The organism is Pseudomonas sp. 5Ae-yellow (assembly GCF_014077575.1).
GTDB classification, from domain to species: domain Bacteria; phylum Pseudomonadota; class Gammaproteobacteria; order Pseudomonadales; family Pseudomonadaceae; genus Halopseudomonas; species Halopseudomonas neustonica.
This window is the reverse complement of sequence record NZ_JACGWE010000050.1, coordinates 1-18,370: the sequence shown is the minus strand read 5'-3', so window position 1 is coordinate 18,370 and position 18,370 is coordinate 1. Positions and strand designations below refer to the sequence as shown.

Below are 18,370 nucleotides of genomic sequence, written 5' to 3'. Positions count from 1 at the left end.
CGGCGAGCTGGAGCAGTTCGGGGTTGGGTTTACTGCGTTTCGTGCGTTTGTTGATGGTCATAGTGACTCCAGGAGGAGAGGCAGTATCCTGCCGTTTCACCGGTTACACAATTTTTAGGACACCCTCGTTGCCTGAGTTAGCCAGTGCTTGAATTGCTCCGTAAGATCGAGGTATCAGCGGCCTGCCTTATCAAGCAAAGACAAAAAAGCCGCTCGTATTGACGAGCGGCTTTCAGATTGAGGACTTCCAGCACTCAGGTTACCGCACTGAGTAGCGCCGAACATCAGCCCTTATCGATAATATCTTTCAACTTGTCTTTCACATCACCCTTGAGCGACTCACCCTTGCCCTTGATGTTTTGCAGCTCACCTTCACCCTGCAACTCTTCATCATCAGTAGCTCGACCGATTTCACGTTTGGTCTTGCCAACGGTTTCGTCGTACTTGCCTTTAATTTTGTCAGTGGTACTGGTCATAATTATTCCCCTGTTGGTGTCTGTGGACTTCAACTACAGTTGGAACACACTGATCGGGCCGCCTTATGAGCAGCCCGAATAGTTCAGTTTTAACTCGCTTTATTCTTCGTGCAGGCGCGCATTGAGCTCGTCGACCACCGGTGCCCATTCAGCATCCTCACGGATCTCATCACGCAAGAAGGCGGCTTGCGATGGCGACCAGAAGCTGGCCTCACTCAATTTGGTGTCTTGGGCTAGCGAATGGCTGGCAAAGAAGGCATCCATACTGGCCTGATCTGAGTCCAGACCCAGCTGTTCAAATAACATAACCAGATCTTTGTTTGGCAGTTCCATGGTCTCTCCTCGACTAGCTCAAAAACGATAACGCTTACTATAAAGAGAGTGCATCCGCCAAGATCAGTTCAATTTTTATCTTGCAGTCGGGTCACTGCATAACTCGTTGACGCGTCCTGCAGCCACGCTTCCAGCTCGCCTTTTTTTATCCCCAAACGTCGCGCCTCAGCCAATTTAACCAACATAAAATCACGCTTGGCCGGTTCATTCCCAGCCATCGACAAGGCAAGATCACGGTCAGCCCAACGCCGTATCCGTACAAATAACCACCAGTGAAAATAGAGCCCACTGAGCACAGCAACAGCAATAATCAGATAGTCCATAAAAACGCTTCCATCCCGTTAAACCGAACCTTGTGGCACCGTCGCACGAGGCTTGGGCCGATAGAACATCACCCCGTTGCCTACCAATATCAACACCAGCCCAAGAACAGCCGTTGATGTCCACTGATAGCCTTCAAATAGAGTCGACATACCCAACGCGATCAGCGGGAATACGACAGTGGCATAGGCTGCCGGGCCTGCGCCTATGCGACCAATCAGAGCAAAATAGGTGGCAAAGCCTATGACTGAGCCAAACAGCGCCAGATAAACCAGCGAGCCAAGGTAAGCCGCACTCCACTCTATGCTGAATTGCGCACCGGTGCCCAGTGCCACCAACAGCATAACCAACGCACCGTACCCCATGGCATAAGCATTGGTAGACAACAAATCCAGGCCACGTGCCTGATGACGAACACTGATCATATTGCCTAAAGAAAATCCATAAGTACCCAACAGGCTCAAGCCTATGCCGGTCAGCACCGACGCATTCAAACCCACGCCAACCAGGTCCTGCCAGAACAGACTGACAATCCCGATAAAGCCCAGCAAGTTAGCCCACAACAAACGCCGAGTAGCGCGCTGGCGAAAGAAAATGACGCCGTTAATGGCATTGAAAACCGTAGCCATGGAAAACAGCACCGATTCCAGGCCGCTGTTGATATAGGCGTTAGCCGCGTAAAAACAGCAAAAGTTGAAGCCAAATACGCACATACCCTGCAATAGGCAAAACAGATGGTCGCGCTTAGCCAGGCGACGCAGGCGGCCACTAATCAAGAGAACCAAAAGCAGTACGCCTGCGGCCAGAGAAAAGCGGTAAAAAACAGAGACCACAACCGGCACCGGGCCAGACTGCATTGAAATAGCGATCCAGGTGGTGCCCCAGATCAAGACTGTAGTGATATATAACAACGCGTTCATGCCGTGCACTCGCTAGGTAGACAGTATCGAATTATCCACCCGTCGCGCTGCGTGAGCTTGCACAAAGACACCTGGACTTGCAGATTCTTGCGCATTTTTCTGTGTATAGGACGCACCTGATGCGCTCCCGCTTGGCGGCCAACTGATGTCTAGTTAAGATCGAGCAGTCACTAGCGCCATGCTCGCGGAACACAAGGAGTCAGCATGCCCCTTCCCTATCACGTGCTTGAGAACCTGCAATTGCACAAGGCAAGGTTGCTGGAGAGCACGCGCCTGAGTAACGGCCTGGGGCTGGCCAGTTGGTACAACGACGATGACTTGATTGCACTCGACCACGCAGATCATCACACGCTCAGCATGTACATCGCCGACGGCTACCAATCCTACTTTCAGAGCGCTGCCGGTTGGCAAAACGGCGGCGCGCCAGACAAGCTGTGTCTCATGCCAAAAGACTACGCATCCACTTGGCACATACGCGGCCCGCTCAGCTTCATGCACCTGTACTTCACTGATCAGCATCTGCGCGATCAGGCCGAACAAACCTGGGATCGCAGTCCAAGCCAGATTACGCTGGATGAGCGCCTATTTACCGACGACCCGCGCATTGCCGTTCTTTACCGCCAGTTTCTGCTCAACAATGACTGGAACAACCCGGCAGATCACTTGGCAATCAGTAGCGCCACGACCCTGGTGCTGAACCAGCTACTGCAGCATTACGTGCATTTGGGCTGGCAAGCACCTGCTGTGCGGGGCGGGTTAGCGCCCCACCAACTGAACCGGGTGCTGGATTATATCGATAGCCACCTGGATCAATCGCTATTACTCAGCGATCTGGCTCGCGAAACAGGTCTCAGCGAGTATCACTTTGCGCGTATGTTCAAGCACAGCAAGGGGGTGGCGCCGCATCAGTACGTCATGAATCGGAGACTGATTAAGGCTGGACAGTTACTGCAAAGAAGCACCTTGCCGCTGACCGAGATTGCCTTAACCTGTGGCTTTAGCTCACTCAGCCATTTCAGTAATCGCTTTCGCCAAGTGCATGGCATCAGCCCATCCGCCATGCGCAACAGCCGGTAAGCTCAGGCAGCTGCGCGGCGAACGAGCGTCAGCAAGCCAGCCGCACCGGCAAACAGACCGGCAAAAACTCTATTCATGGTTTTTTGCTGTTTTGGCGACCGGAGCAGACGCAACACCTTGGACGCCAGCCCGGTGTAACCTGCCATCACAACCGCATCGACGGTGACCATAGTGATCGCCATCAAAACGTATTGGCTCAATAGCGGGTGCGACAAATCGAGGAACTGCGGCAGCACGGCCAGCATAAACACCAGCGCTTTGGGATTACTGACGTTGACCAGAAAACCGCGAAACACCAGAGCCAAAGGCTGCCCTAATGGACGCACAGAGACATCTTGCTCCATGGACACCGGCTGCGCGCGCAACTGCCGCCACGCCAGATAGAGCAGATAGACTACGCCAAACCATTTGATCAAATTAAAGGCCAGCGCCGACGTCGCCAATAGTGCACCAACGCCAGCCGCAACCACTGTAATCTGCAGCAACAAGCCTATTTGCAGACCCAAAGCAGTCCAATAACCGCGGGCGAAGCCATAATTCAAGCCGCTGGACATAGACGCAATGGCGCCCGCACCTGGCGACAAACTAATCACCCAGCATGCAACAAAAAAAGCCAACCAGGTTTCGATCGACATAGCCCGACTCCGCAACTAATAAACCGCTAAAGGAAACTGACTATAGCAAACCTGAAACCCCGGCCGCTCGAGCTCAATCAACCCTGAGCGCTGGCACGCCCCACTAACGTCAAGGGAACCACTTGAGCCTCTCGCTGCGCCAGGTAGCGGGTGCAACTGACTCGCAAGAATGAAGCAAAGTTAACCACTTCCCCCCTTAACTCCATGATTTCATCATACAATTTGGTGACTAGCTGATTGGTGGTCATGTCATCGACCTCAGCGATCTCTTGCAGTATCTGCCAAAACTGATTCTCCAACCGCAAGGTAGTCACCACGCCGCGAATACGCAGTGAGCGCGAGCGCGACTCATAGAGAATAGGATCAGCCTTTACATATAGTTCACACATAACCAGCCTCCAGGTCGGGCCGCACAGCCAGTGCAGCCCTTGGTAGCTTACAACTCGATGCGTGCGCCCAGCAATTTAACGAACGCGGCTAACCATAGCGGATGTGACGGCCAGGCAGGCGCACTAACCAGATTGCCTTGCACATGGACCTGATCAGCCGCGATGTCGACAAAAGTCCCGCCGGCCATAGTCACGTCTGGGCCGCAGGCTGGGTATGCGCTGCACTCGCGGCCCTTGAGGATACCAGCCGCCGCCAGCAATTGTGCGCCATGGCATACCGCGGCGATAGGCTTCTGCGCCTCATCAAAACCACGCACCAGCTCGATCACGCGCTCATTCAAACGCAGATACTCAGGTGACCGACCACCCGGCACAACCAAGCCCACATAATCGTCAACCTTTACGTCTGCAAAGCTGTACGTCAGCGCAAACAGGTGGCCAGGTTTTTCGGTGTAGGTCTGATCACCTTCAAAATCATGAATCGCCGTTTTGACTGTATCACCGGCTTGCTTGTCCGGACACACTGCATGTACTTCGTAACCCAGCATGCTCAGCGCCTGAAACGGAACCATGATTTCATAGTCCTCAACAAAATCACCTGCCAATAACAATAGTTTCTTGCTGCTCATGATATGCCCTCCGCAGTGAGTAGACCTGCATCATGCGCCCCTTTTACTGCAGGTGGGTAACAGCGGGATACTACATATTTCGGCGGGCGCAGCGCTTGTCCGGGCGCTAACAAAAGAAACACTGAAGACACATCCACAAAAAAACACGCCCGATAACCCATTAAAAAAAAACTAACAACCCCACAAGTCACAACTTAAAACAAACATATTGCCAACAAGATCACAGGATAAAAAAACTACAAATACCACATTGACAACACCAAAAAAAACAATAGCCACAAATAACAAGCCATTGTTTTTAAAGAAAAACTTATAAAATAAGAACTTAGGAAAACGAACTTGGCCAATTCCTCATAAACCAAACCAGTTCACACTTTATACACTTGAAGGCACACTGCGCGGCGCATAGGATAGCCACCTTTCCAGCCAGAGATGCGCAGTTTTTTGCACATAAACTTGAGCAAAAAGTTGCCATCAAAAAACCAACTGCAACAAGTATGAGCAACTTATTGCGCAACTTGTTGCGTAGAAACTTGCGCAATATGAGTGCAACGTCATCAGGGAGCGTCACAAGCAATCGCCCTGATAACTGGCAACCAAGAGTAAAGCACCCGGATGCAACTGCAGATCATTGACGCCATCGCAACCACCCCCATCAGCGAACAGAGCTTTGCTGGCGAGGACGTGCGCTACTGCACCGAGTACGAAGATCTGGAGCGTGAGCTCGCCAAAGCAGGCTCGCTTCATGCCAATGAACAACCAGACTGGCAGATAATTTGTGACGGTAGCCTGGAGCTGCTGAGCAAGCAGTCCAAAGACCTGCGCGTTGCCTCATGGCTCAGCTGGAGCATGTTGGAGACCACTGGTGTCGGCGGTCTGCGCTGCAGCTTGCAAATGCTTAGCGACCTCTGTGACCAGCAATGGACAGAGCTTTATCCAACCAAACCGCGCACTCGTATCGCCGCCCTTACCTGGCTGATTTCGCGACTGGAAAGTGCGCCAACGCAGCAGCTGCTGAGCGATGACTTCCCCTTGGTTAGCACCTTGCAGGAACTGCAAGCCACGCTCACCAAGCGACTTGACGACCAGGCGCCAGACCTCCAGCCCTTGTGCCGCCGCCTGGAATCCGCCAGCAAGCAACCATCGCAAACGGAAGCAGCAAAACCGGTCGTCAGCCCTATTCCAGCACCACTGGGCAGCAATCAATCAAGTACCGGCAACGCTGAAGCCATGGTTATTGTCTCGGCCAAGGACGCACACAAAGCGCTGCGCCAGCTGCAGGATTACGCCAGACCGTTATGCAACTGGTGGCTCGCGGGCAGCGAATGCGATCTGCGCGCCTTACGGCTGTCGCGCACGCTGCTCTGGCTGCCTATCGAAACCTTGCCCAGCCACGACGCTGAACAGAAAACCGGCCTGCGCAACCTGCCCGCTGACCGCATTGCGGCTTACAACGAGCGCTTTAATCAAGGCCAGCACGCCGCGCTGCTGCAGGATGTAGAAGCCAGTATCGCGCGCGCGCCCTTTTGGCTGGATGGCCAATACCTCGCGTGGCAGTGCTGCGACGCGCTAGGCGCGGAAGAAGCAGCAGAAGAAATCGAGCGCCAGCTGGCGCTGCAGCTGAAACGCCTCCCCGGGCTGGAAAAGCTACGCTTTTTTGACGGCGCGCCCTTCGCCCAGGCAGACACCCTCGATTGGATCAACAGCCGCGTACAGCAGCACGCGGCGGGGCCAAAAGCGTCGCCTGTCAGCTTCGACCGCACGGACGACACCGGCGCACAAGCTGCCTGGGATGCCGGCCTGCAAAGCGCCATCGCACTGCTGCGCAAGGAAGGCCTGAAGGTCGCCGTCAGGGAAATAACCGGGCAAATCCAACAGGCCCGTGGCGCTCGCGCCGAATTCTATTGGCGCCTTGCCCAGGCCCGGCTGTGTTTTGAAGCCCGGCAATATGAACTGGCCAAGGCCCAGCTTGAATCACTCTACCAACAGCTTCAGACCACAGGTCTGGACAAATGGGAACCAGATCTCAACCTTGACGTACTGCGTCTGCTGCATAGCTGCTGTGATCTTATGCCGCAGAACCCGAGCACACGTGAGCGTAAGGATGAGATCTATCACCGCCTGTGCCACCTCGATTTGAGTGTGGTACTAGACCAGGCCCTCGGGGCCTAACACTGACACGGAGAAATCTCATGGCCAAAGAAGGCTCAGTAGCCCCCAAGGAACGCGTAAACGTCACGTTCAAGCCAGATACCGGCGACGCAACAGAAGAAATCGAGCTGCCGCTCAAACTCATGGTGCTGGGTGATTTCACCCAACGTGCGGATGACCGCAGCATTGAAGAGCGCAAGCCAATCTCCATCGACAAGAACAGCTTCGATGAAGTACTGGCCAAGCAAGAGCTGAACCTTACCTTCGCAGTGCCCAATGAGCTGCAGGAAGAAGCCGAAAGCGAAGAGCTGGCGGTAAACCTGAACATCAACTCCATGAAAGACTTCAACCCCACCAGTCTGGTTCAGCAAGTACCTGAGCTGCAAAAGCTGATGGAGCTGCGTGATGCTCTGGTCGCCCTCAAGGGCCCACTGGGTAACGCACCGGCCTTCCGCAAAGCCATTGAGAGCGTGCTCAGCGATGATGACTCGCGTGATCGTGTCCTCGCCGAACTGGGTCTGAACGACCAGAACCAACCCGAAACCTGATTGCCCCGACAAGGACGCCGCCATGAGCACCGAATCCTCAGCACAGCAAACCCAGAACACCGCCGATAGCGGCATTCTGGACCGAATTATTGCCGAAACCAGGCTCACCCCGGACGACGAGGCCTACAACATCGCCAAGCGTGGCGTCTCTGCTTTCATCGCCGAGTTGCTGAAGCCGCAAAACGATCAGGAGCCCGTCAAAAAGGCCCTGGTTGATCGCATGATCGCTGAAATCGACGCCAAGCTCAGCCGTCAAATGGATGCCATCCTGCACCACGAGAAGTTCCAGGCACTGGAATCTTCCTGGCGAGGCCTGCAGTTGCTGGTCGATCGCACCAATTTCCGCGAGAACATCAAGCTGGAAATTATCAATGCGTCCAAGGAAGACCTGCTGGAAGACTTTGAAGACAGCCCGGAGCTGGTTCAATCCGGTCTGTACAAGCACGTATACACCGCCGAGTACGGCCAGTTCGGTGGCCAGCCTGTTGGCGCCCTGATCGCCAACTACTACTTCAACCCCAGCTCACCAGACATCAAGACCCTGCAGCACATCTCCAGTGTTGCCAGCATGGCGCACGCGCCCTTTATCGCGTCTGCCGGTCCGCAATTCTTCGGCCTGGAAAGCTTCACTGGCCTGCCCGATCTAAAAGATCTGAAAGACCACTTCGAAGGTCCGCAGTTTGCCAAATGGCAGAGCTTCCGAGAGCAGGAAGATTCCCGCTACGTCGGTCTTACACTGCCCCGCTTCCTGCTGCGCAACCCCTATGATCCAGTCGAGAACCCAGTGCGCAGCTTCGTCTACAAAGAAAGCGTTGCGCAGAGCCACGAGCACTACCTGTGGGGCAACACCGCGTTCGCTTTCGCTACCCGCTTGACTGACAGCTTCGCCAAGTTCCGCTGGTGCCCAAACATCATCGGTCCACAAAGCGGTGGCGCGGTTGAAGATCTGCCGTTGCACCACTTTGAAAGCATGGGTGAGATTGAAACCAAGATCCCAACCGAAGTGCTGGTATCTGACCGCCGCGAGTACGAACTGGCTGACGAGGGCTTCATCGCCCTGACCATGCGCAAAGGCAGCGACAACGCTGCGTTCTTCTCCGCTAACTCCGCGCAGAAAGCCAAGTTCTTCGGCAACAGCGAAGAAGGCAAAAACGCCGAGTTGAACTACCGCCTGGGTACTCAACTGCCCTACATGTTTATCGTCAACCGCCTGGCGCACTACCTCAAAGTGCTGCAGCGCGAACAGATCGGCGCCTGGAAAGAAAAGTCTGACCTGGAGCTTGAACTGAACAAATGGATTCGCCAGTACGTAGCCGACCAGGACAACCCCAGCTCTGAAGTGCGCGGTCGTCGCCCACTGCGTGCAGCCCAGGTTGTGGTCAGCGATGTGGCAGGCGAGCCAGGCTGGTACCGCGTTGGTTTGAGCGTACGTCCGCACTTCAAGTACATGGGTGCCGATTTCACCCTGTCCTTGGTTGGCAAGCTGGACAAGGAGTAAGGCGAGCATGGCCTATGGCAGCCTGTTCGAAAGACTCGATGGTAGCGCCGAGCTACGTGACGGCATCCCCAACGATGCCGCCATCAGCGCGTCGGTCGCTGTCCATCTGAGCAAGATGCTCAGCACCCGTGCCGGCAGCGTACAAGCGCTGCCGGACTACGGGCTGCCAGATCTTAACGACATGCGGCTATCACTGCATGACTCGTTGCAGAACGCCAGAGTCGCCATTGAGCGTTTTATTGAGATCTACGAGCCCAGACTCAGCCAGGTAAAGGTGCTGAGTCTGCCTCGTGATCACGACCCACTTAATCTGTCCTTTGCCATTGAAGGCACACTAACACTCGACGGCAGACGCCAGGCCATCAGCTTTGCAGTGCGTCTCGATGGCCGCGGCCAGGCACGAGTGCGGTAACTACAAGGAGTTTTGCATGTCAGGTAAACCTGCAGCCCGCTTGGGCGATCCAACTGCCTGCCCCAAAACGGGCCATGGTACCAACCCCATCGCCAGCGGATCGCCAGACGTATTGATCGACGGCATTGCCGCTGCACGCATGGGCGATACCACAGCCTGTGGCAGTAGTCTGGTCAATGGCGTCGCTGGCACCGTATTGATCAATGGCAAACCAGCAGCCGTGCTCGGCACGAGCGGCAATCATGACAATCCGGTCACCGCTGCCTCTGGCACCGTGTTGATTGGCGGCTAACGGCCCATAACACCAGCAATAAATCGGTTATCTGTCGTAAAGCAGATAACAGGGAAGCATTTTACGCACAGCTCAAATACCCCCAGGGTACCGCGCCACAGGGACGCTTTTCATGGCGTCGGCCAGTGCTATCAGGGGTCTTGGGATGACATTCGCAGCGCACTTATCGAGCAGTCGTTTATGAGTTTCAACCACTACTACCAAAGCGAACTCACTGCCCTGCGCCAACAAGGCAAGCGCTTTGCTGAGCGCAACCCGGCGTTAGCGCCTTTTCTTGGTCAAAGTGGCCGCGACCCGGACGTCGAGCGCCTGCTGGAAGGCTTTGCCTTTCTAACCGGTCGTCTACGGCAAAAGCTCGATGATGAACTGCCGGAGTTGACGCACTCGCTGATGCACCTACTGTGGCCTAACTATATGCGGCCTCTGCCCGCCTTCAGCATGCTGCAATTTGATCCGCTCAAGCGCCCTTCGCCCATGCAGCTGGTGCCACGTAATACGCCGGTTGAATCCAAACCCATCAAAGGCGTGACCTGTCAGTTCCGCACCGCGTTTGACACCGAAGTCTTGCCACTGGATATCAGCCATCTGGATTACTCGGTCAAGGGCAGTGGCGCACTGCTGGAGCTGAAACTGATGATGACCGCCGAGGGTAATCTCGGCGATCTGCACCTCGATAAGCTGCGTTTGCATCTGGCCGGTGAAGGCTACATCAGCCAAATGTTATACCTGCACCTGCTTTGCCATCTGGATGGCGTTGAGCTGGTACTGCTCGACCACAATGGCAAACCCATGCTGGACAGTAACGGCGTGGCGCAAGGCGTCAAACACCTGTCATCAAAACAGGTAAAGCCGGCCGGATTTGACGAAGACCATGCGTTGATCCCCTATCCCGATAATACCTTCCGGGGTTACCGCTACCTGCAGGAGTACTACGCCTTCCAGGAGAAATTCCTGTTTGTCGAAGTCAGTGGCATTGATCGCTTCGAGCCCATGCCCGCCGAGCTGCTGAAGAATGCACGTGGCTTTGCCCTGCGTTTTGATATCCGCCAGATCGGTAGCCAGCGCATCAGCCCCAGCAAAGACAATGTGCGCCTGCACTGCACGCCTGTGGTCAACCTGTTTACCCACGACGCCATGCCGATTCGACTCGACGGTCGCCAGGATCAGTACCTTTTGCGGCCCGCCGAATACCAGGCCGATCATTGCGGTATTTTTTCGGTTGATCGCGTCACCGGCTGGAAGCCAGGCGGCATGGGTTATGAAGAATACGTACCCTTTGAGTCATTCGAGCACGACTCCAGCTTTGACCACCGCGAAGCCCACCCGCACTATAGCTTGCGCCAGTATCCGTCATTGCTGGGCGACGGCCTGGACACCTACCTGAGCTTTGGGCTGCGCAACATTGATCAGCATGAGACCTTGTCGATCGAGCTGACCTGCACCAATCAGGATCTGCCACGCCAGTTGGCACTAGGCGATATCTGCTGCCCCACCGAAGGCACACCCGAGTTTCTCAGCTTTCGCAACATCAGCAACGTGACCCCCAGCTACGCGCCGCCGTTGCACCAGGATTTTCTCTGGAAGCTGATCAGCAACATGTCACTCAACTACCTGTCACTGGAAGACGTCAACGCGCTCAAGCTGGTTCTCGAAACCTACGACCTGCCGCGTCACTACGACCAGCACGCTGCCAAGGTCAGCAAGCGCCGTCTCGAAGGGCTCAAGGATGTACGCCATGTGCACGTGGATCGTCTGCACCGCGGCTTACCAATACGCGGCATTAAAACCGAACTGAGTATGGATCTGGACAGCTACCTGGGTGAAGGCGATATGTACCTGTTCGCCTCGGTACTCAATGAGTTTCTGTCGCTGTATTCCAGCCTCAATTCCTATCACGAGCTTTCCGTTAACAGCATTCAGGGAGAGGTGTACCAATGGGCGCCGCGCATGGGCCAACAGCCCCTGTTCTGAACAGAATACAACGCGACATCCGCCAGTACAGTCTGTTTCAGGGTGTACTGCTGGTACTCGAGCGCCTGCAACTGGCGCATCCTCACCTCGAAGACGAGGCCGTATACGAGCGCCTGCAATTCATCGCCAACCCGAGCATGGGCTTCCCCGGCTGCGACATTGAAGGGGTCGAGTTCATACAGGATACCGATGGCCTGCGCGCGCGGATGCAGGTCAACCTGATCAGCCTGAGTGGCGCCGGCTCACCGCTACCCGCTTTCTATGGCGAACAGGCGCTCGGAGACGGACCGGATGGTAATCCCACCCGCGAGTTTCTTGACCTGTTCAATGATCGACTCCAGCGGCTATTGCTGCCCATCTGGCAGAAATACCGCTACCGCGCCCGCTTCGCCAAAGGCGCAAAAGATACGCTCTCGGTGCACCTGCTGTCGCTGGTGGGGCTGCGCTCGGATCGCATGGAGAAGTCACCCGACATTAACTGGAAGCGCCTGCTGCCCTACCTTGGCGTACTCAGTATGCGCGTACAGTCCGCCGAGCTGATCGAGTCGATCCTGCGCTACTACTTCAAACACCCGGCCATGCAGATTGAACAGTGCATGGAGCGCCGCGTCAGCATTCCGCCTGCTCAGCGCTGCAAGCTGGGCCAAGCCAACAGCGAGCTGGGGATGGACCTGGTACTGGGCGAAGACGTGTTTGACCGCAGCGGCAAATTCCGCCTGCACATACGCGAGCTCGACTGGGATGGTTTCCATAGTTTTCTGCCCCCCGGTCGTTATTTTCAGCCGCTGCGCTCGCTGGTGCGCTTCACCCTGCGCGACCCGCTCGACTACGACATTCAACTCCATTTGCGCCAGGACGAAATCCGCGAACTGCGGCTTGGCGCAAGCAACCCTTGCCGGCTCGGCTGGACCAGCTGGCTGGGTCACGAACACGCAATGCCCAGCGTCACCCTGGGCAACGGAACTCATTAAGGACCGATGACATGATGCAACTCGACCTACAACAACTGGTTCAAGCGCTGGACGCACCCAGCAGACAAGACCTGGAAGCCGCAGCGGAGCGTTGCATGCAGCGCGGTGGCAACAAGGTGCTGGTTGAAGATCTGTTGCTGGGCCTGCTCGAACGCCCCGACAGCCTGCTTGCCCGCGCCCTGCAGGACGCCGAGATCGACGCTGGTAGCCTTGCCGAAACCCTGGTGCCGCGTGGACAGAATGAAGGCAGCAACAACCCGAGCTTTTCTGCCGAATTGGTACAGTGGCTGCAGGATGCACTGCTGGTTGCCAACCTGGAGCTCGCCAGCAGCGGTATCGATCAGGCGGCATTGATTCTGGCCCTACTGCGCAACCCCATGCGCTATGCCGGCACTCGCTACCAGACCATTTTGAGCGGCCTCGACGCCGAGCGCCTGCGCGATTTCGCGCTGTCCAAGCAAGCCACCGGTGGCAGCGACACGGCCGCCTCGGGCGAGTCAGCGCTGCAAAAGTTCACGCACAACTTCACCCAGCAAGCCCGCGACGGTAAGCTCGACCCCGTACTGTGCCGGGACCAGTCCATTCGCCAGATGATCGATATCCTCGCGCGCCGCCGCAAAAATAACCCCATCGTGGTCGGTGAGGCAGGTGTGGGTAAAACCGCGTTAGTCGAAGGCCTGGCCCTGCGCATTGCCAACAATGCAGTGCCCGAAGCACTGCGCGATGTCGAGTTGCTGTGCCTGGATCTAGGCCTGCTGCAAGCCGGTGCCAGCATCAAGGGTGAGTTTGAGCGTCGCCTGCAAGGCGTAATCGACGAAGTCAAAGCCTCCAGCAAGCCCATAGTGCTGTTCATCGATGAAGCCCACACCCTGATCGGTGCCGGTGGTCAGGCGGGTAGTGGCGATGCAGCCAACCTGCTTAAACCTGCCCTGGCGCGCGGCGAGCTGCGCACCATCGCCGCGACCACCTGGAGCGAGTACAAAAAGTACTTTGAAAAAGACCCGGCACTGGCCCGTCGCTTCCAACCAGTCAATCTGCTCGAACCCACACCCGCCGAAGCCGTCACCATTCTGCGCGGTCTGGCGCCCGTGTACGAAAAAAGCCACGGCATTTACCTGCGCGACGATGCCGTGGTTGCCGCCGCCGAACTCTCAGCGCGCTATCTCGCTGGCCGTCAGCTACCCGACAAGGCCGTCGATGTACTCGACACCGCCTGCGCCCGCGTGCGCATCAGCCTGGCTGCCGAACCCGGTGCACTGGAAGCCCTACGCGGTGAAATCGCCGAAGGCGAACGTCAATTACAGGCGATACAGCGCGACCTGGGCGCTGGTCTGGAGATTGACGCGCCCGCGCTGGACGTGCTGGAGACCCGCCTGCACGTTGCACGCGACGAAGCCGAGGCCCTGGCACAACGCTGGCAAGTACAGCGCGAGCTAGCCGAGCGCCTGCTGACGCTGCGCCAGGCCTGCGCCGAAGATCGCGCCGCCGAGGTCATCGACGAAGAAGCCCTGCAACAACAGGAGCAAGAACTGCAGCAGGTTCAGCGTGAGCTGAGCCAAGTACAAAGCGAAGAACGGCTGGTCAGCCACGAAGTATGCCCGCGCCTGGTTGCCGAGGTTATCAGCCACTGGACTGGTGTGCCTTTGTCGCAACTGGCCCGTGAGCACAACGCCAAAGTCACAGCCTTTGCCGGTGATCTTCGCCAGCGCCTGCGTGGTCAGGAACCTGCCATTGAAGCGCTGGATCGCGCCATGCGCGCCACCGCCGCTGGCCTCAACCGCCCCGAAGCACCAGTGGGTGTCTTCCTGCTGGTTGGCCCTAGCGGCGTGGGTAAAACCGAAACCGCCCTGGCCCTGGCCGACCTCCTGTATGGCGGTGAGCGCTTCCTGACCACCATCAATATGTCCGAGTTTCAGGAGAAGCACAGCCTCTCGCGTCTGATTGGCGCGCCGCCCGGTTACGTTGGCTATGGTGAAGGCGGCATGCTGACCGAAGCCGTGCGGCAAAAGCCGTATTCCGTGGTACTGCTCGATGAGGTCGAAAAAGCCGATCCAGACGTACTCAACCTGTTCTACCAGATTTTCGACAAAGGCATCGCCAATGACGGAGAGGGCCGCGAGATCAATTTCCGCAACACCCTCATCCTGATGACCTCTAACCTGGGCAGCGAGCAGATTGCCGCGCTGTGCGCCGGAGATACTCAACCCGACAGCCCGCAGCTGGAAGAGGCCATTCGCCCTGCCCTGATCAAGCACTTCAAACCCGCCCTGCTCGCGCGTATGCGCATCGTGCCCTACTACCCGATTGCCGGTTCCGTGCTCGAAGAGCTGGTGGAGCTCAAGCTGCAGCGCTTTGCCGAGCGTCTTGAGCGCCGTCAGTTGACCTTCAGCTACGATCAGCAATTGGTCAGCCACCTGGCCGAACGCTGCCTGCGGGCAGACAGCGGCGCCCGTTTGATTGATCAGTTGATCGACGAGCACCTGCAACCGCAGGTGGTAGACCGTCTGCTCGATGCGATGGCCAAGGGCGAGCGAGTACACAGCGCCCAGGCCACGCTCGGCAGCGCAGGAGCCATTGTCTGTGAGTTCGCTTAAGCTCCCCAGCCTGTTCGACCAGCTGGCGCAGCCGCTGGTCTATGCCGAGTCATTACTGACTCGGTTCAGTACGCTGGCGGCCAGCAGCAATAGCCGTGCCTTGCAGCAACAATTGGTCGCGGCGGCGGCCGACCTGAGCCATTGCCCACTGGCACAGCTCTACCTGCTCGACAAGACCCAAACCGAGCTGACCCTGTGCGCCGAGTGGCTTGACGGTGAGCCGTTGGTCAGGGGCGAATCTGCCCTGCCGAGCGACTATAAAGATCAGCAATTGCTGCAGTACTGCCTGTTTCAAAACCAGGTACTGCACGTCAATGCGCTCGACAGCAGCCTGTACGCCACGCCCTTTCTGCCCGAGACCGACCGCAGCTGGCGCAGCCTGCTTTGCCTGCCATTGCACGACCGTGATAATCATCTGGGCGGCCTGCTGCTGATCGCCCAACGGGATGCCGAAGAGCTCGATGCCTACGCCGACTCGCTGCGTTTGCTCGGCGACTTTGCCATGTGCCAACTGCAACTGCTGCAGCGCCTGGATGCAGAGCCAGCCATCGCCCCCATGAGTGAAGAAAGTAAAATCAGTCACGAGCGCGGCTACGGCCTGATCGGCGAGAGCCCCGTCATGCAGCGGGTCTATCGCCTCATCAGCAAGGTATTGCACAACCCCGTCAGCGTCATGGTTGCCGGCGAGACCGGCACCGGCAAAGAGCTGGTCGCGCGCGCCATTCACGACTACGGCCTGCGCCGCACCCAACCCTTTATCGCGCAGAACTGCAGCGCCCTGCCCGAAGCCCTGCTGGAAAGCGAACTCTTTGGCTACACCAAAGGCGCCTTTACCGGCGCCACGCAGGATCGCCTGGGTCTGTTTGACGCCGCCAACAACGGCACCCTGTTTCTGGATGAAATAGGCGACATGCCGCTCAGCCTGCAAGCCAAATTGCTGCGCGTATTACAGGAAGGGGAACTGCGACCGCTGGGCAGCAACCGCACCCACAAAGTGGATGTACGCATCATCGCCGCCAGCCATCACGATCTGCGCACCCTGGTCGACAAGGGCCAGTTCCGTGAAGACCTGTTCTACCGCCTCGGCCACTTCCCGATCGAGATGCCGCCCCTGCGTGAGCGCGGCAATGATATTCAGTTGCTGGCCACCCGCTTTGCCGAAGAAGCCTGTCACTTTTTACAGCGCGATCCCTGTCGCTGGTCAGAGGAAGCACTCGAGCACCTGGCCGGCTATCACTTCCCCGGCAACGTGCGTGAACTCAAAGGCTTGATCGCCCGCGCACTGCTGCTCTGTGACGGCAACGTCCTGTTGCCCGAACATTTCAGCCTGCCCGACAGCGCACAACCGCTTGCCAGCCGCTCGTTACGCGAACGCCTGGAACAGGTCGAGCGTAATTTGCTGCTCGATTGCCTGCGCAAAAACCAAGGCAACCAGACCATTGCCGCCAGCGAGCTGGGCTTGCCCCGTCGCACCCTGCTCTACCGCATGCAGCGTTTAAAGATCAACGCAGCCGACCTAAGGCACAAGGAGAAAGCCTATGTTCAGTCTCGCTAATGAAGCCGCCTTTACCCTGCAGATCGATGGCGTCGACCACGATTTCAAGGTATTGGCCTTTACCGGTAAAGAGGCCCTCAACCAGCCGTTTGCCTTTGAGCTGGAACTGATCAGCGAACAGCCCGATATCGACCTGGGCTCACTGCTGCACCACACCGCCTATCTCGACATGGGCCAGGGTGCCGGTATCCACGGCTTTATCGACCGCCTCGCCCAGGGCGAAGCCGGCAAACGCCTGACCCGGTATCACCTCTGCCTGCGCCCCCAGCTCAGCTATCTGGCGCACAGAACCAATCAACGCATCTTCCAGCACCTTACCGTGCAAGACATCATCAGCCGCCTGCTGGAAGAACATGGCATTCAGGGCGACGCCTACCGTTTTCAACTCAACGCCATCTACCCTGAACGTATCTACTGCACCCAGTACGACGAAACCGACCTGCACTTCATCCAGCGCCTGTGCGAAGAAGAAGGCCTGCACTACCACTTTGAACACAGCCGCCAAGGCCACGTCATCGTCTTTGGTGACGACCAGACCACCTTCCCGGAGCTTGCGCAGATCGGGTACAGCCAGGGCACCGGCATGGTCGCGGATGAGCCCGTGGTCAAACGCTTCGGCCTGCGGATAGAAACCCGCCCCAGCCGCGTCACCCGCCGCGACTACGACTTTGAAAAGCCGCGCCTGCTGATGGAAGCAGCGTACAAAACGCCAGCAGATCCCGAACAGGATCAACAAAAGGCCCCCGAGCCCGACCTGGAAGACTACGACTACCCCGGCCGCTTCACCGACCGCGAACGTGGCAAACAACTCAGCCAGATCAACCTCGAACGCCACCGCGCCGAACAGCAACTGGCCGACGGCCTGAGCGATCAGCCACAACTGCGCAGCGGCCACTTCATGCCGCTCAGTGGTCACGCCCGCGCCGACTGGAACGACCTCTGGCTGCTGACTGAAATCCACCACGAAGGCAAACAGCCGCAAGTGCTGGAAGAAGGTATCACCAGCGATACCAAAGACAGTGACGGCTTTACTCGGGGCGGCCATCCGCAGGGCTACCGCAACCACTTCAAAGCCACGCCCTGGCAGATCATCTGGCGTCCGCAGCTCAACCACATCAAACCCAAAGTACTGGGCAGCCAAAGCGCCGTGGTCACCGGCCCGCAGGGCGAAGAGATTCACTGCGACCAGTACGGCCGCATCAAAGTGCAGTTCCACTGGGATCGTGAAGGCCAGGCTGATGACAAAACTAGCTGCTGGCTGCGCGTCGCCTCCAGCTGGGCCGGCGACCGCTACGGCGGCGTTGCCATTCCCCGAGTCGGCATGGAAGTGCTCATCACCTTCCTGGAAGGCGACCCCGACCAACCGCTGGTCACCGGCTGCCTGTACCACAAAGAACACGAAGTCCCCTACGAGCTACCGGCGCACAAAACCCGCAGCGTATTCAAAACCCTCAGCAGCCCCGGTGGCGGCGGTTACAACGAACTGCGCATCGAGGACAAAAAGGGCGAAGAACAGATCTACCTGCACGCGCAGAAAGACTGGGACGAAAACATCGAGCACGACCAGACGGTGCGCGTCGGCAACGAACGCCACGACA

18 protein-coding genes are annotated in these 18,370 nt (G+C 57.3%); 11 read left to right on the top strand and 7 right to left on the bottom strand.

Features of this window, described 5'->3' with window-relative positions:
- Positions 1 to 284: 284 nt before the first annotated feature.
- From H4J77_RS17555 to H4J77_RS17540, 4 genes are all read right to left on the bottom strand, one after another.
- A complete protein-coding gene (locus H4J77_RS17555) occupies positions 285 to 476 on the bottom strand; it encodes a CsbD family protein (protein ID WP_123890989.1) in 192 nt (63 codons plus the stop codon).
- 99 nt (positions 477 to 575) lie between these two features.
- Positions 576 to 809, bottom strand: coding sequence for a DUF2789 domain-containing protein (locus H4J77_RS17550; RefSeq protein WP_123890990.1), 234 nt, complete (start codon positions 807 to 809; stop codon positions 576 to 578).
- Positions 810 to 877: 68 nt separating this feature from the next.
- Entirely contained in the window at positions 878 to 1,132 is a 255-nt protein-coding gene (locus H4J77_RS17545) for a hypothetical protein (protein ID WP_123890991.1), read from the bottom strand.
- A gap of 18 nt (positions 1,133 to 1,150) precedes the next feature.
- Positions 1,151 to 2,050: a DMT family transporter gene (locus H4J77_RS17540; protein WP_123890992.1), complete on the bottom strand. Its 900-nt coding sequence runs from the start codon at positions 2,048 to 2,050 to the stop codon at positions 1,151 to 1,153.
- A 204-nt stretch (positions 2,051 to 2,254) separates the two neighbouring features.
- Here H4J77_RS17540 and H4J77_RS17535 point away from each other — a divergent pair, with 204 nt between their 5' ends.
- Positions 2,255 to 3,127 carry a helix-turn-helix transcriptional regulator gene (locus H4J77_RS17535; protein ID WP_123890993.1) on the top strand — a complete coding sequence of 291 codons (873 nt, stop codon included), beginning with the start codon at positions 2,255 to 2,257 and terminating at the stop codon, positions 3,125 to 3,127.
- Positions 3,128 to 3,129: 2 nt separating this feature from the next.
- Here H4J77_RS17535 and H4J77_RS17530 read toward each other — a convergent pair whose 3' ends face one another.
- From H4J77_RS17530 to H4J77_RS17520, 3 genes are all read right to left on the bottom strand, one after another.
- Positions 3,130 to 3,762, bottom strand: coding sequence for a LysE family transporter (locus H4J77_RS17530; protein ID WP_123890994.1), 633 nt, complete (start codon positions 3,760 to 3,762; stop codon positions 3,130 to 3,132).
- A gap of 77 nt (positions 3,763 to 3,839) precedes the next feature.
- Positions 3,840 to 4,151 (bottom strand): ribbon-helix-helix domain-containing protein, encoded by a 312-nt coding sequence (locus tag H4J77_RS17525; RefSeq protein ID WP_123890995.1) that lies wholly within the window; start codon positions 4,149 to 4,151, stop codon positions 3,840 to 3,842.
- 47 nt (positions 4,152 to 4,198) lie between these two features.
- On the bottom strand, positions 4,199 to 4,780 hold the full coding sequence (locus H4J77_RS17520; protein WP_123890996.1) for a DJ-1/PfpI family protein: 582 nt from the start codon (positions 4,778 to 4,780) through the stop codon (positions 4,199 to 4,201).
- A 615-nt stretch (positions 4,781 to 5,395) separates the two neighbouring features.
- On the opposite strand from H4J77_RS17520, the gene tssA reads away from it, so the two are divergent.
- From tssA to H4J77_RS17470, 10 genes are all read left to right on the top strand, one after another.
- Entirely contained in the window at positions 5,396 to 6,952 is a 1,557-nt protein-coding gene (tssA, locus tag H4J77_RS17515) for a type VI secretion system protein TssA (RefSeq protein WP_123890997.1), read from the top strand.
- A gap of 20 nt (positions 6,953 to 6,972) precedes the next feature.
- Entirely contained in the window at positions 6,973 to 7,479 is a 507-nt protein-coding gene (gene tssB, locus H4J77_RS17510) for a type VI secretion system contractile sheath small subunit (protein ID WP_182249714.1), read from the top strand.
- Between the two features lie 22 nt (positions 7,480 to 7,501).
- Positions 7,502 to 8,977, top strand: a complete 1,476-nt coding sequence (tssC, locus tag H4J77_RS17505; RefSeq protein WP_123890999.1) for a type VI secretion system contractile sheath large subunit — start codon at positions 7,502 to 7,504, stop codon at positions 8,975 to 8,977.
- 7 nt (positions 8,978 to 8,984) lie between these two features.
- Positions 8,985 to 9,389 (top strand): type VI secretion system baseplate subunit TssE, encoded by a 405-nt coding sequence (tssE, locus tag H4J77_RS17500; protein WP_123891000.1) that lies wholly within the window; start codon positions 8,985 to 8,987, stop codon positions 9,387 to 9,389.
- A 16-nt stretch (positions 9,390 to 9,405) separates the two neighbouring features.
- Positions 9,406 to 9,681 carry a PAAR domain-containing protein gene (locus tag H4J77_RS17495; RefSeq protein WP_123891001.1) on the top strand — a complete coding sequence of 92 codons (276 nt, stop codon included), beginning with the start codon at positions 9,406 to 9,408 and terminating at the stop codon, positions 9,679 to 9,681.
- A gap of 180 nt (positions 9,682 to 9,861) precedes the next feature.
- Positions 9,862 to 11,652: a type VI secretion system baseplate subunit TssF gene (gene tssF / locus H4J77_RS17490; RefSeq protein WP_182249712.1), complete on the top strand. Its 1,791-nt coding sequence runs from the start codon at positions 9,862 to 9,864 to the stop codon at positions 11,650 to 11,652.
- On the top strand, positions 11,616 to 12,623 hold the full coding sequence (gene tssG / locus H4J77_RS17485) for a type VI secretion system baseplate subunit TssG (RefSeq protein WP_182249710.1): 1,008 nt from the start codon (positions 11,616 to 11,618) through the stop codon (positions 12,621 to 12,623). The genes tssF and tssG overlap by 37 nt, the downstream gene beginning before the upstream one ends.
- Positions 12,624 to 12,634: 11 nt before the next feature.
- The gene (gene tssH, locus H4J77_RS17480) at positions 12,635 to 15,217 is read left to right on the top strand and encodes a type VI secretion system ATPase TssH (RefSeq protein WP_182249708.1); all 2,583 of its coding nucleotides are present in this window, start codon (positions 12,635 to 12,637) and stop codon (positions 15,215 to 15,217) included.
- Between the two features lie 10 nt (positions 15,218 to 15,227).
- Positions 15,228 to 16,772 (top strand): sigma-54-dependent Fis family transcriptional regulator, encoded by a 1,545-nt coding sequence (locus H4J77_RS17475; protein ID WP_182249716.1) that lies wholly within the window; start codon positions 15,228 to 15,230, stop codon positions 16,770 to 16,772.
- Positions 16,756 to 18,370 (top strand): type VI secretion system tip protein VgrG (locus tag H4J77_RS17470; RefSeq protein ID WP_182249706.1); only part of this gene is annotated, 1,615 nt, incomplete at its 3' end. The genes H4J77_RS17475 and H4J77_RS17470, both read left to right, overlap by 17 nt.

Excerpts from the sequence above, each read along its gene's own strand:
- H4J77_RS17555 (WP_123890989.1), bottom strand. The coding sequence starts at position 476 with ATGACCAGTACCACTGACAAAATTAAAGGCAAGTACGACGAAACCGTT.
- H4J77_RS17550 (WP_123890990.1), bottom strand. The coding sequence starts at position 809 with ATGGAACTGCCAAACAAAGATCTGGTTATGTTATTTGAACAGCTGGGT.
- H4J77_RS17545 (WP_123890991.1), bottom strand. The coding sequence starts at position 1,132 with ATGGACTATCTGATTATTGCTGTTGCTGTGCTCAGTGGGCTCTATTTT.
- H4J77_RS17540 (WP_123890992.1), bottom strand. The coding sequence starts at position 2,050 with ATGAACGCGTTGTTATATATCACTACAGTCTTGATCTGGGGCACCACC.
- H4J77_RS17535 (WP_123890993.1), top strand. The coding sequence starts at position 2,255 with ATGCCCCTTCCCTATCACGTGCTTGAGAACCTGCAATTGCACAAGGCA.
- H4J77_RS17530 (WP_123890994.1), bottom strand. The coding sequence starts at position 3,762 with ATGTCGATCGAAACCTGGTTGGCTTTTTTTGTTGCATGCTGGGTGATT.
- H4J77_RS17525 (WP_123890995.1), bottom strand. The coding sequence starts at position 4,151 with ATGTGTGAACTATATGTAAAGGCTGATCCTATTCTCTATGAGTCGCGC.
- H4J77_RS17520 (WP_123890996.1), bottom strand. The coding sequence starts at position 4,780 with ATGAGCAGCAAGAAACTATTGTTATTGGCAGGTGATTTTGTTGAGGAC.
- tssA (WP_123890997.1), top strand. The coding sequence starts at position 5,396 with ATGCAACTGCAGATCATTGACGCCATCGCAACCACCCCCATCAGCGAA.
- tssB (WP_182249714.1), top strand. The coding sequence starts at position 6,973 with ATGGCCAAAGAAGGCTCAGTAGCCCCCAAGGAACGCGTAAACGTCACG.
- tssC (WP_123890999.1), top strand. The coding sequence starts at position 7,502 with ATGAGCACCGAATCCTCAGCACAGCAAACCCAGAACACCGCCGATAGC.
- tssE (WP_123891000.1), top strand. The coding sequence starts at position 8,985 with ATGGCCTATGGCAGCCTGTTCGAAAGACTCGATGGTAGCGCCGAGCTA.
- H4J77_RS17495 (WP_123891001.1), top strand. The coding sequence starts at position 9,406 with ATGTCAGGTAAACCTGCAGCCCGCTTGGGCGATCCAACTGCCTGCCCC.
- tssF (WP_182249712.1), top strand. The coding sequence starts at position 9,862 with ATGAGTTTCAACCACTACTACCAAAGCGAACTCACTGCCCTGCGCCAA.
- tssG (WP_182249710.1), top strand. The coding sequence starts at position 11,616 with ATGGGCGCCGCGCATGGGCCAACAGCCCCTGTTCTGAACAGAATACAA.
- tssH (WP_182249708.1), top strand. The coding sequence starts at position 12,635 with ATGATGCAACTCGACCTACAACAACTGGTTCAAGCGCTGGACGCACCC.